Consider the following 13,321-nt stretch of genomic DNA (forward strand, 5'->3'; position numbering starts at 1 on the left):
ACATATCATGGTTTGGCATCCTTGCTCAGGCTGAGAATCCGTACCGGCACTCTGTTTTCGTGAGCGGGTATTTGCGAAGTCACGATAGGTGCCATGGACTCAAGCTCATCCATAATGCGCCACTGCCCGCCCTCCTGCGCCATATCAAGCGAGATGCGTACAGGCTTGAGACCACTGCCATCAGCCACCTGCCTGGTAATCAGCACACTCACCCCCTTGTTATGCGGAGCCACAACGACATCCCCGATCTGCCAATGGGAGGGATGGCCCGTCAGCAATTGCAGCTTGCGCTGCTCAAGCCATGCCTCCCGCGACATATCCTGGGGTTTGAAACGCGCGCTGTAGTAACTCAAATACGCTTCAACATTGCCCTGATTCATCGCCCGCTGCCACGCATCCAGGGCCGCACGCACATCCTCCTTAACTTTGGCCAGCATTTGTCTGGATTTTTTCAGATCCCGTTTCAATACAGGCACTGTTTCTGCATTGTCCAGCGCCTGCAACAAGGCCTGCTCTTCCGCTGATAGCGGCTTTTGCACGGGTGCCAGCGTACGGTCAGGGTCGGTCATGATGTCGCTGCTGGATTTGGGCGGTTCAAATTTCTTGCTGGCATCAAAATCGTAGCTGATGCTGAACCACACCCCGCGCGGTGCACCCGCCGAAATAAATTGCGTCGACAGCCATTCGGAAGAGTTGTAGTTGAAGCCGCTGCTGCCAATCGCTCCATAGGTGGAAGGCGCAAAAGGTGTCAACCCCAGACGCCCGGCGCTGTAATAGGTTTTGTCCAGCAGGTTGTTGATCAGCATGCCTGCCGTCCAGCCCTTACCCAGGTCATAGCTGGCCCGCAAGTTGAAGACGGCATAGCCCGCTGTCTTGCCTGAGCTGGTGTAATCAGGGGCTGCCACCCAAGTTTTTGCACTGGTGCCCAAATCTTCGTTATAGACATATTTGTAGACGCCAGGATTGGGGCCGGGCGTATGTTCATTGTTTTCATTGCCCCGCACAAAGGCATCGCTATGCGCCACCATGGTGAGGCCAACCTTGAACTCAGGTGTCAGCTTGTACATCCAGCTGAAGTTGAAATTATTGAGAGGAACACCCGGCATGCGATCCCCCGGCTCTACCTGAATCATGTTGTAGGAGCTCCCATCCGTGCTATCACGCCCGACAATCGCGCTATTGTTGGCACTCAGCATGCGGAACAACGATTGAAAGGTAGCTTCGGTGAGGGAATAATTGGCACGGAACTCATGGCGACCATACGCCCCCTGCAAGCCAAATTCGATGCCCTGACGTCGGGTATCACCTATGTCTTGAAAAAAGCTCAGCTGCGAGTTGGCGGCCACCATGTAGAGATCATCCCGCAGCATGGTGCGGTAGGCCGTGACATTCCAGTCCAGCAGGTCCTTGAATTTGCCACGCACCCCGACTTCATAGGTCTGCGCCCGCACCTGCGGCAGATAGGGGTCGCCTGACAACACCGATGGCAGGCTGCAGCTGCGGCCATCAATCAGACTGCGGGGACCCGTAATGTTAGATACAGGATTTCCGTTGATATCGGTCAGGGGCACAATAGTGGCATCGTAGGCACAGCCCAGCTCGATGACCGACGGCGTACGTGTGCCCTGGTTCCAGTTGAAATACATATTGAGTCGCGGCGTGGCCTGCCAGGTTGCACCAATCGCCGGATTCAAGGAGTAATAATTGAATTTCTCGGTAATCGGATCACCCAGATACGAATATCCTCTGCCCTGCAAACGTAACCACTCATCGGCGGGTACCATCTTGCTGGGGTCGTAACTGCAATCGCTGACGCTGGTGCCACTGCAGACGACGTACTCCAGAAAATGATTCATCAACCTGGGATCCGTCAGGTCCGTATATTTGGCCTTGGGCGCCAGGGTATTCCGGATATGAGTGGCGTTGTAGCGTGCGGAGAACGCCAGGTTGAAGGTTTGTGTGGGCGACCAGGTTTCGCTGAAGTAAATGCTTTTGGTGGTCTTGTCGCCATCAAAATCATTCACCGGCACATCATGGCTGGCAGCATAATATTCTTCCCCAATATTGGCGGGGTCGCTGTAGACATTGCGCTGGCTATCCAGCAAGCCAAAGCGCTGCGAGGCAAAATACTTGGCACCGGCCTTGTCCAGTGAGACACCCACCATGAATTTATGCGTATCCAGATTCCAGTTGAATTGGCCACTGAAGCCCTGGCCAGTCTGGTCAATGACCGAGTTGGTAATCACGGCCGTCGGCGTGCCCTGTATATAGCCTGTTCCGGTTCCCTCTGCCCCAGCACGGCCACTGATAGCCCCGTCACGATAACCTACACGATCGCCATTAGCATCCAGTGCATAGAGCTTTGTGCCATCGCCGCTCCTTGCTACGCTATAACAACCCTGATCTGCTGCAGGAGCCGGTATGATGTTGTAGTGGGTATAGCTCCCGTCCACATTTTTTACCGTAAATGCAGCAAAACTATAACTCGCACCATTTGCTGCCTCCAGAACGGTGCTCACTTCATCAGTAAAATAAGCATAGGATCCAGCCGAGAACCGCTGGGTTTGACCAAGACTATCCGTAACATCAAAAGATGCAGCATCGCCGGTCTTAATAAGTGCTATGGCTTTCTGCAAAAAACTCTGAGGAATGGTTCCACTATTCATCGCTCCAATCAGTGAATAATCTGGACTATAAGTCCCTGTAGCAACTTCCTGATAATGCGCCCGTATATCCTGAATAAACGCACTGGTCAGATTGCCATTGGCATCCTCGGTCAATTTGTCCAGGTAATAATTCGGGAACCCATCCCCATCGGCATCCAGATAGGCACAGCTGATCTGCTCCCCGGCATTGGCGCGCCGCGTGGCATAGCCCAGTTCACGAAAAGTATCAATATCAATAATGTCGCCCGTGTTGGAGGTGCGCTTGCTGCTGCGGTCATACACCATGCCGGTCAGGTTCATGGTGTCGTTGATCTCAAAGGCACCGCTGATCTGCATCTGCAGCAGGCGGTTGCGCGTGACGTCGGGTGAGGTAAACACCGCAGTGGGGTCTTGCTTGTAGAGTTCGGTGGGGACGGTGCCATTGCCCACCAGTTTGTTCACCACCGCCAGCGTGGAGAAGGCCAGCGAGGCACGCTCGCCCTGCCATTCGATCTTGCCAAAGGCCTGGTTGACCTTGCTCGGCGAGTTGTCACGCCAGCCGTCTTCCATGAAGAGGTTCACGGCGGCAAAGGCGGCCACGCTGCTGCCGTTGTTCCAGCCGGCCGAGGCTTGCAGCTGCTCGCGGCCGTAGGAGCCTTTGAGTATCTGCGCGGACATGCCGGGCGAATCAAAACCGCTCTTGGTCTTGATGGAAATGGCACCGCCCAGGGTGTTCAGTCCGAACAATGGATTGGAACCGGGGAAAACATCCAGCCCGGCGATCGCATTCATGGGGATCATGTCCCAGTTCACCACGTCACCAAACGGTTCATTGACGCGGATGCCGTCAAAGAACACCGACAAGCCCTGCTGTGAACCGATCTGCGGACCGGCGGTAAAGCCGCGGTAGGTCAGGTCCATCTGGAAGGGGTTGCCCTGGTAGTCGTTGACGTTGACCGACTGCAGCTTGCTGTTCAAGAGATCGGTAATGCTGAGCGAGTTGGTGGCCTTGATTTCTTCGGCGGTCACGCTCTGCACGTTGCCAGGGATCTGCTCCTTGGTCAGGTTGAGCCCGGGCAATGGGCCGATGTCCTTGAAGCGCTTGGCGGTGACGTTGATGGTGTTGAGATTGAGCTCAAGGTCTGGCAGTGACGACTTTTTTTTTACATTGTCCGGCGAGGGGAAGTCGCTACTGCGCTTGATATAGAGAATGTTGCCTTCGCGGGAAGCCACCAGCCCCGTGCCGCTCAGCATGCGTTTGAGAGCGGCATCGGCTTCATAGCTGCCCTGCAGTGGCTGTGCATTCAGGCCGTTCAGCAAGGCACTGTCAAACGCCAGCGTCAGCCCAGCCTGACCGGCAAATTGCTTGAGCGATGATTCGAGCGGCTGTGCGGGCAGATTAAGCTTTACCGGCTCTGCCCATGCGGGCAGGCTCAAGGCCCCCCATGCCATGGCTATCCACCAGCGTCTTTGCACACCCATGCTATTTCGTATCAGTACCTTCATACTGACTTGACCGGTGACATGCAAAAACCCTGATGTAGGGGGCGGTTTTTATTTCGCGCCCAGCACGGTTTCACCAGCAAGATGCTTGACCGTGACAGGGGCTATTTTCGGCATGGCGTTCAAAAAGGACTCGATGTCATTGATTTTGACCACCGCCGTGATTTTGGGGGATGCCCCGGCGCCATGCGCCACATGCACGGGCGTTCGGCGATACCGGGTAAAGGTTTCTGCAATTTCATCGAGCGAGGCTTTTTCAAACACGAGCTGGCCGCGCGTAAAGGCAAATGCATCCATGGCATTCACCGCCAGACGCTGCGGTTTTTGCTCTGTCTGAACTTGTGCCACCTCACCATTGACCAGTATGACCGCATCAAGCGCCATGTCCGTGCCAGGGTTCAGCTCCTCCACCTTGACCCGACCATGATCGACACTGACGATGACTTTGCCCTGGATGCGATTCACAGAGAAGCGCGTACCCAGCACGGTGATGCGGGCAATGCCCGAGTCCACCACAAAGGGGCGTTTTTCATCCCGCGACACCGTGAAAATCGCATGCCCGCGATCCAGCCGGACAAGCCGGCGATCACGATAGTACGTAATGTCGAGCGAGGTATCCGCATTCAATACGATCTCGCTGCCATCGGTGGTTTTTTGCGTCATGATTTGGCCAATGGCCGTGGTACGCACCAGTTGCTCCACCGGCTGCTCATACCAGTCGCGCACCCCAAAATAAAGTACACAACTGATCGCCAGGGTGGCGATGGCCGCTGCAACCCGCCCCACCAATTGCGTGCGGCGCCCGCTATTCTGCAGCTCCTGGGTTTTCTTGCGCTCGACGGCATCGGCCAGCGCCTTGACTTTATGCGGGGTATCAAAGTCCTGCCAGGTATCGGCAATGGCAAGATAAGCATCCGCATGCGCCTGGCTGGACAAAAGCCATGCCTCAAACCGGGCACGATCAGGGTCGTCCACCTCCGCATCTTTCATGCGGGTAAACCAGCGGGCAGCCTCGGTGCGAATGCGATACGTCATGGTGACAGGCAGCGCTTAATCGTTCAGCAGATCACGCGCAACACTCAGATCCACCAGCGCGCGAATCACATGACGCTCGACCATATTGAGGCTGATACCCAGCCGCGTTGCAATATCACGCTGCCGCAAACCCTCAATGCGGAACAACCAGAACACCTCGCGACAACGCGCAGGCAAACCGCTGATAATCGTCTCAATCGCCGCAATGCGCTGTTGCAAATCCGCCAGATACTCCGGCGACACCGCAAAATTTTGCAGCATAGCGGCATCCGCATCGCCATGCCCCGCCTCCTGCCGCTCAAAAAAATCATCGGACAATGACACCAGCCGGGCGCTGGCATTGAAATGATCCGAAATGATATTGCTGACGATCTTGCGCATATAGGCATGCGGCTCATCCACCGAGTCGCGATGGCGCGCCAGCGCAAAACGGATCATTGCATCATGCAAAAGATCATAAGCCGTATGCTGGCACCGGGTCTGGCGAAAAATGCTCGCCAGCAAATCGCGATAAGCCCACCCCAGATCAAGACCGTACCACATTAGCGGCCCCCTTCCTGTCTGCAAGCAAGCGCGGATCGGAGGGGTGCGGATGGAGCTTGAAAATGTGTCATGACGCATGGCTACAAAGAATGGGGTTATGCTTGATTCAGCAATTTCCATACCCCCACCAAAAAACAAACCAAGCGATTGATTTTTAAATACAAAGACTAGCGCTGGACTTTTTACACCTTTCAAGACTGGTTATTTACAGCCACCACATTGGCTGTAAACAACCGACATGCTGGTTAAATGAACAGCCAAACGGTCGTGAATGTCGGATGTAAACACTACCCCGCCTCCCGCCTTGTGGGCATCTCCCAAAGCGTGACAATTTCGAGATTGCCCCCGGCCAGACTGGCGAAATTGAGCGGGAGATGCTGGATAACATCATCAGAGGATTTACTGGTGCCTATAGACCGTACAAAGCAAACCTCACCTGACCTAGGTCAGGTACGAATTCGCAAACCCCACAACGACTTACAGAACTCCGCCAAGCCTTATTGATGCGCTTTCACATACGCATAACCTTTAATAACGCTCCATGCTATTAAACTTTATTATGTTATGCTTTAATATAAAAACAGCTAATTAAAGGATCATCGTTCAATGAACAGACAAGACCTATCACCAGACAGACAAAAAAGACTTGTCCCGGTGGAGGCACACCCAGGTGCGCTGGCCCTGATTCCGCCGCCGATTCCACAGGAAATATCCATGCGCGGCGTTGAGCGTGACACCATGGCCGCGCACGAGGCGCTATCCAAAGCGCAGTCTGTCGCTGCGCACCTGCCCAACCCTGATCTGATCACGAGAACGTTGTCACGTCGCGAAGCAGTTCAGAGCAGCAACATAGAAGGCACGCAATCCGAGATTGGCGATGTGATGGAGTTTGAGTCAACTGGCGATGCCGAAGGGCTGCCAGCAGATGTGACGATCACGCTTAATTATGTGAAGGCGCTCGATACGGGACTTGCCGAAGTCAGAAAGCACGGTGCTGCGGCGCTGAACACAAGCATGATCCAGACACTGCATCGCGAACTCATGCAAGGCACGGATTATCGTGATGTACCTGGAGAATTCCGTCAGACGCAAAACTGGATCGGCGGGCTACGCATTTACGACGCGAGATTTGTTCCGCCCCCACCGGCCTACATGGCAGAGCTTTTAGCCGATCTTGAACGACACTTGAATTATCAGCCGGAAGGCAATGCCTTCCTGTCTATCGTGGCACGCATGGCAATGGCCCACGCCCAGTTCGAAACCATCCACCCTTTCCGTGATGGCAACGGTCGTGTTGGCAGGTTGCTGATGCCCTTGATGCTGGCGGCGGAAGGATACCCCCCTGTTTATCTGGCCGGATTCCTGAAATCCAACCAGCGTTTGTACTACGACAGCTTGCTGAATGTTCAACTCCAGGGGAAATGGACAGAGTGGGTTTCATTTCTGTCACAAGCCGTCGTTGTTAGCTGCAATGAATCGATTCAGATCGCAAACGCCTTGCTGGCTATGCGCAACGCATGGGAGCAAAAGCTCTCCCACACTAGGCGCGACTCATCCTCCAGAAAACTGGCGAATCTGTTGATTGGCTACCCGGTGATGACGGTAAACCGGGCCAGCGAGCTGCTTGAAGTCTCATTTGTCGCGGCAAACAATGCAATACGCGATCTGGTGAACCAAGGCATACTCAGTGAACCACAATCAGCTCGCAACCGAGTATTTGTGGCGAGGGATGTGATTGACCTGCTTAATCAGCCAACCAGTAATGAATAAGCCGCCAATATGCAAGCAGCACCAAAACCTGACAATCCGGGAATAAGATGATTGGCAGCTATTCCAAACTGCGCAGCATCACCCCGCTGCCCGCCAAGATTTACGCTGGCGAAGGCTGCGCCCAGGTGCTGTTCTTTGAATCCGATGAAATCTGCGAGACCTCGTACAAGGATCGTGGTGGAAAGTATCAAGGCCAGGTAGGCGTCACACTGCCGAAGATTTGATGGGAATATCCCCGGCATAGCAACATCTACCGGACTTGATATGAAAAACGGGAGCCTCAAGCTCCCGTTTTTTATTGCAATGCGGTCATCGCGATAATAACTGACGATATCAGTGGAACAATTTCGTCTGTTGAACTGTGCGTGGACCGCGACCATGAGGAACAAGTTTGTTCTTCCGCATCCAGTCCAGCCAGGTCTGCAGTTGCTCCGGCTTGAAGCGCTGTTTCTCGGGTGTCCAGTTTTCGCGCACCTCGCGAATAACTTCAGCATCATCAGGCGTGTGGCCGTCAATCAGGAAGTCGTTCCAGGCAGCGAAAAGAGTAGCGATGATTTCGGTCTCTTCGGTACTGAGGTCAGCGAAAAGCTTGAGCAAACGGTCAAGCTCCGCCACTTGGCTTGCATCGAGCAGTTCATGCACCTTAGCGGCTTTCGCAGCGAGGCCTGCTTTCGGTAGATAGCGCACCTTCCCGCGCTCGCCCTGCGCCTCCTCATGTGAGAACCAGGCCTCTGCCTCGGCAAGCTCTTCAAAGTGGTATATCCATATATCAAACGGACCAGCAGCGGCTCGCTCGGGCACTGTAGCAATGTCCGCTCCAATATGCGTATCGCTCAGATAGATCACTTTCATCAGCTTGGTGCGGCCGAAGCTACGATGGCTATTTAATGTCGCAACTGTATGGCAACCGATGGCATGACGACGCGCTTCGCGGGCGGCGGCGTCCGGAAATGGAATGATTTTTCCTGTGCTCGGTTTCAGCGCAGCCTCGGTAATCGAATCGGCCAGCTTAAGGCGGAGTTTCTCCGCTGCGCTCAAGCGGGCTTTCAGCTGGTCGCAGAGCGCTATCAGCTCGAACACTTTACAGGAGATTCGTACGATCTCTTTTCTTGGTGGAATAGGTATCAGCACTGATTCAAGAATTTCAAGATTGATATTCTTTTGTGCGGTTGCCGGGGCAAACTTTAAAAGTTCTGCGCGAGCTGTCTTCATGAACGTCAGTAAATATCTTGCGTCATCTAATGGTTTAAGCGGAACAAATCCAACAACACTATCCGGAAAACAAGCATCAAAACCCAGCAATGCAGAGTCTGCAATATTTGCCGCTATCGTGATGCACAGTGTTCCTGCTGGCCACATCTTGCTTTGCAACAGGCCTAAGTCGCTGTACTTCGAGTGATACTCATTGATAACTCCGTTTGCTCTAGCCACCTCACCAGTCTGCACTAGAGGATAGATGCCAAGATCAAAAAGCTTAGGGTCGTTTCTTGGCCGATGCTTCGACTTACCTCTACCGAATTCGCCAAGCTCCGGGAATCTTGCCCATGCCCATCCTTTCGGCAACTCAAACGGCTTCTTCTCGTCGCCAACTGGCGGAAGTGGCTTTTCCTTCTTGATCTTCCCTTCCTTCACCAGCTTCGCCTTCTCGGCGGCGATCTTCTTGAGGAGTTCGCTGGCGGGTTCGTCCTTGGGGTCCTGTGAGACGAGCTTGCCCCTCACGGCGAGTTGCAGGATAGTTTGCTTGAGCTGGGCTATGCTCTCTTCGGTGGTGAAGAGGGAGTCGAAGTGCTCGCCGATGCGCTGCCAGCTGCTGGCGAACTGGGCGTGGTCAGCAGCGCTGGTCAGTGCGTTCAGCAAGGTTTCCACCAGCGTCTGATGGGCGCTGAGGCTGGCGTCGGTTTGTTGCTCCAGCTGGTCGCACAGCGCCATCAGTTCGTCGACTTTGGCGACGATGCGGTGTTGTTCCGCTAGTGGAGGTACAGCAATTACCGATTCAGCGATTTGGCCTCCAGAGAGGTGGTCTACGGTTGTGTATGCCTTGATGCCCTGGAGTTCAAGTAGCCGAAGTTGCAATGAGTCTGCGACAAACCGTTTGGCAGCATTCGCTTCGTAAAAAATCAGCCTGCTGACCCGTTGATTCAACAGAGCGGTCTTCCCTGTCCAACGGGCAACACGGAAGTTGCCGTCCATGCTGATAAGGTAGTCGCCTTCCTCGACCAAGAATTCTTCTCTGTAATCTCCACTGTAATAGGTCCCTGAAAATGGTTGCCCGACGTCCCGAATCCTGATGAGTGGAAGTCCATCACCTGTTTCATTGAAAAAATTCGCCTTGAAGGCGAATCCTGCTTGGGACTGTGCCAAGTCAGCCAGACGAGACCACGCCCATCCTTTTGGTAATTCAAATGGTTGTTCCTCTGCGCTGATGGCAGGCTGGGGTTTTTCTTTCTTGATCTTCCCTTCCTTGACCAGTTTCGCCTTCTCGGAAGCGATCTTCTTGAGTAGTTCGCTTGCGGATTCGTCGTTGGGGTCTTGCGGCACCAGCAGGCCGCGCACAGCCAGTTCCAGAATTAGCTCGCGCAGCTTCTTGATGCCATAGAGCTCTATCTTGCTGGACGAGCCCCGGCCTGCGGTGGATCGCCGCTTGATGGCAGTGGTCCACAAGTCGAGGTGCCGGGTGATGAGTTGCTCAGCAGCCATGCTCAGTTCGCCCCGGTGAGCGCTGCGGACAAAATTCCCTTGAGCTGGTCGCGAAGGGTCTGGATGTCTTGCTGTTGGGCCTGGTATTGCGCAAGCAGTTCGGCGGGGTCATGGCTGATCTGTTCGCCGACGTGGGGGTTCTTGATATCGAGGTTGTAGTGACGCGCAGCGATGTCTTCGAGGCTGACTTTCCAGGCCTGCGGCGTTTCCTTGCGGGCCCTGAAGCCATCGGCTTCATCGCCCCACCAGGCGCATTCGGTCGCGAACTCTTCGAACTGCATCGGGCGGGTCTTGTTGTAGCTGGTAACGCCCTCGGGATAAGGGTGGTCGTAGAACCATACCTCTTTGGTCGCGGGCCATTCAGCCTCGGGCTTCTTGGTAAAGAATAGGATGTTGGTCTTAATGCTGGTGTAGGGGTTAAAGACGCCATTCGGCAGCCTTATGATGGTGTGGAGATGGCACTGCTCCAGCAGCATCTGCTTAAGGCGGGTCTTCATGCCTTCGCCGAAGAGGAAGCCATCTGGCAGCACGACGGCGGCACGGCCATGCACTTTCAGAAGCTTGACGACAAGTGCCATGAAAAGATCGGCCGTTTCGCGGGTACGCAGGGTTGCGGGGAACTGGTTTTCGACTCCGTCTTCTTCCATGCCGCCGAAGGGCGGGTTGGTGATGATGACGTTGACGCGATCGGCCTCGCCGTAGTCCTTGTAGGCACGGCGGCTGAGCATGTTGTCGTGCTCAATCTGAGTGGGCGTATCGATGCCATGCAGGATCATGTTGGTAGTGCACAACATGTGCGGCAGCGCTTTCTTTTCTACACCTTGAATGCTAGCGACAAGCAGGGCTTCGTCGGCCGCGTTCTTCACGTATTTATCGCGCTTATGGTCGATGGTGCAGGCAAGGAAGCCGCCAGTGCCGCAGGCGGGGTCAAGTACGCTTTCAGCGAGCTGAGGGTCGATACGGTCGACAATAAATTTGGTGACTGCGCGGGGCGTGTAGAACTCGCCTGCATTACCCGCGCTTTGCAGGTCTTTGAGGATTTGCTCGTAGATGCTGCCAAAGGTGTGGCGGTCTTGCGTATTGTTGAAGTTGATCTCGCAGATTTTGTTAATGACCTGCCGCATGAGGGTAGCCGATAGATGATCTGGAAGGTGGTGTATGTTTTGCCCGTGCCGGTCGCCATGACCAGCAAAAGGCGCTTTTCACCTTGTGCCACTTTTTCAATGACACGGTTAATAGCTTCAGCCTGGTAATAGCGAGGCTCTTTGCCACTACCGTCATCGTAGTAAGGTTCGATGACTAGCGCTTCTTCCTGATCGGTAATGCCTCTAGAGCGCTTGTATCGTTCCCACAGCTCATCTGGCGAGGGGAAAGCCGTCAGCGCGAACTCGGTCTCGGTGTCTTCACCAACGAGTGCGGCCTTGTTATGGCTGGCAAACCCGTCACCATTCGAGCTGAAAGCACATGGCACATCAAGCAGCTCCGCGTAACCCAATGCTTGCTGCAGACCATGGCTAATAGTGTGGTTGTTATCTTTTGCTTCGATGACGGCAACGGGTACGCCCTTCTCTTTTTGCAGGACGTAATCGGCGAATTTCTTTTTCTTCTTGTTCCTGGAAGATAAATTCCCCCTTACAACCACCGGCCCAGGTGTCAGGGTGACTTCACGGCGAATCTGCGTCATCTCATCCCAGCCACTTTTGATAATGGCTGGGGTGATGAACTTCGCCTTGATATCTGACTCGCTTAGTTCTTTTTTTTCCTTTGGGTCCATCGCGGCCTTAGTTCGAGAACTCTTATAATTAGTGCGGAACGGGTTGCTTGGCCGATTGTACTCTATGCATGGACCTCATTTGAAGAGCTAATACTCCCGCTGAAGGATAGCCCTGATGAGGTCAATTGCCCTCACCTAATCCCAACTCAACGCCCCACCCGTCTGGTATTCCGTCACTCTGGTCTCAAAGAAGTTTTTCTCTTTCTTCAAATCCATCATTTCGCTCATCCAGGGGAAGGGGTTGCTGGCGCCGGGGTATAGGGCGTCGATGCCGATTTGCTGCATGCGGCGGTTGGCGATGAAGCGGAGGTATTCCTTGAACATGGCGGCGTTGAGGCCGAGCACGCCGCGGGGCATGGTGTCTTCGGCGTAGCGGTATTCCAGCTCGACGGCTTGTTGCATCAGGCGTTTGATTTCTTCGCGGAATTCGGGGGTCCACAGGTGCGGGTTTTCGAGCTTGAGGGTGTTGATGAGGTCGATGCCGAAATTGCAGTGCATGGATTCATCGCGCAGGATGTATTGGTATTGCTCGGCGGCGCCTTGCATTTTGTTCTGGCGGCCCAGGGCGAGTATCTGCACAAAGCCGACGTAGAAAAACAGGCCTTCCATAATGCAGGCGAAGACGATGAGCGAGCGCAGCAGCTGCTGGTCGGCTTGCGTGGTGCCGGTTTTGAATTCGGGGTCGGTCAGCGTGTTGATGAAGGGGATGAGGAAGTCGTCTTTATCGCGGATGCTGGAGACTTCTTGATAGGCGTTGAAGATTTCGCTTTCGTCCAGGCCCAGGCTTTCGACGATGTATTGGTAGGCGTGGGTGTGGATGGCTTCTTCAAAGGCCTGACGCAGCAGGTATTGGCGGCACTCGGGCGCGGTGATGTGGCGATAGGTGCCGAGCACGATGTTGTTGGCGGCCAGCGAATCGGCGGTGGTGAAAAAGCCGAGGTTGCGTTTGACGATCAGGCGTTCGTCTTCGGTGAGCGCGCTGCTGTCTTTCCACTGGGCAATGTCGCGGCTCATGGAGATTTCTTGCGGCATCCAGTGGTTGGCACAGCCTGCCAGGTATTTATCCCATGCCCAGTGGTATTTGAATGGCACGAGCTGGTTGACGTCGGTTTGGCCGTTGATCACGCGCTTATCCACCGCTTGCACGCGGCCCGTGGCGCTGGGCTGGTTGGCGGCGCTGTGGGCATTAGCGATGGCGGCGACAGATGGCATGGCGGGTGCTGCACTTGGGGTGGCGGCAGGCGCTGCAGCGGGAGCAGTCAAAATATCTTCTTCAAAATTCAGCATGGTGTTTCCTTAAAATTCAGCGGTGAAGGTGCGATCCACCTTTAGGGCAAGGCACATCATGTGCAGC

At 54.5% G+C, this 13,321-nt stretch carries 7 protein-coding genes and 2 pseudogenes; 2 read left to right on the forward strand and 7 right to left on the reverse strand.

What is annotated here, in order from left to right:
* Positions 1 to 5 precede the first annotated feature (5 nt).
* The 3 genes from LG203_RS05245 to LG203_RS05255 all read right to left on the reverse strand — a co-directional run bounded on the left by LG203_RS05245 (position 6) and on the right by LG203_RS05255 (position 5,726).
* Positions 6 to 4,127, reverse strand: coding sequence for a TonB-dependent receptor domain-containing protein (locus LG203_RS05245; protein ID WP_230344804.1), 4,122 nt, complete (start codon positions 4,125 to 4,127; stop codon positions 6 to 8).
* Positions 4,128 to 4,199: 72 nt separating this feature from the next.
* Positions 4,200 to 5,183, reverse strand: coding sequence for a FecR family protein (locus LG203_RS05250; RefSeq protein WP_230344805.1), 984 nt, complete (start codon positions 5,181 to 5,183; stop codon positions 4,200 to 4,202).
* A gap of 15 nt (positions 5,184 to 5,198) precedes the next feature.
* Positions 5,199 to 5,726, reverse strand: coding sequence for an RNA polymerase sigma factor (locus LG203_RS05255; protein ID WP_230344806.1), 528 nt, complete (start codon positions 5,724 to 5,726; stop codon positions 5,199 to 5,201).
* A gap of 606 nt (positions 5,727 to 6,332) precedes the next feature.
* Here LG203_RS05255 and LG203_RS05260 point away from each other — a divergent pair.
* A complete protein-coding gene (locus tag LG203_RS05260) occupies positions 6,333 to 7,496 on the forward strand; it encodes a Fic family protein (RefSeq protein WP_230344807.1) in 1,164 nt (387 codons plus the stop codon).
* Between the two features lie 80 nt (positions 7,497 to 7,576).
* Positions 7,577 to 7,720: pseudogene (dcd, locus tag LG203_RS05265) on the forward strand (dCTP deaminase); the annotation flags it as partial.
* 109 nt (positions 7,721 to 7,829) lie between these two features.
* Here the strand turns inward: dcd and LG203_RS05270 are convergent.
* From LG203_RS05270 to LG203_RS05285, 4 genes and pseudogenes are all read right to left on the reverse strand, one after another.
* Positions 7,830 to 10,193 carry a restriction endonuclease subunit S gene (locus LG203_RS05270; RefSeq protein ID WP_230344808.1) on the reverse strand — a complete coding sequence of 788 codons (2,364 nt, stop codon included), beginning with the start codon at positions 10,191 to 10,193 and terminating at the stop codon, positions 7,830 to 7,832.
* Between the two features lie 2 nt (positions 10,194 to 10,195).
* Positions 10,196 to 11,317 (reverse strand): N-6 DNA methylase, encoded by a 1,122-nt coding sequence (locus LG203_RS05275; protein WP_230344809.1) that lies wholly within the window; start codon positions 11,315 to 11,317, stop codon positions 10,196 to 10,198.
* A gap of 5 nt (positions 11,318 to 11,322) precedes the next feature.
* Positions 11,323 to 11,967, reverse strand: a pseudogene (locus LG203_RS05280) (DEAD/DEAH box helicase family protein); the annotation flags it as partial.
* A gap of 135 nt (positions 11,968 to 12,102) precedes the next feature.
* On the reverse strand, positions 12,103 to 13,254 hold the full coding sequence (locus LG203_RS05285; RefSeq protein ID WP_230344810.1) for a ribonucleotide-diphosphate reductase subunit beta: 1,152 nt from the start codon (positions 13,252 to 13,254) through the stop codon (positions 12,103 to 12,105).
* Between the last annotated feature and the right edge of the window lie 67 nt (positions 13,255 to 13,321).

The organism is Methylovorus mays (assembly GCF_020531915.1).
In the GTDB taxonomy this organism is placed as follows: domain Bacteria; phylum Pseudomonadota; class Gammaproteobacteria; order Burkholderiales; family Methylophilaceae; genus Methylovorus; species Methylovorus mays.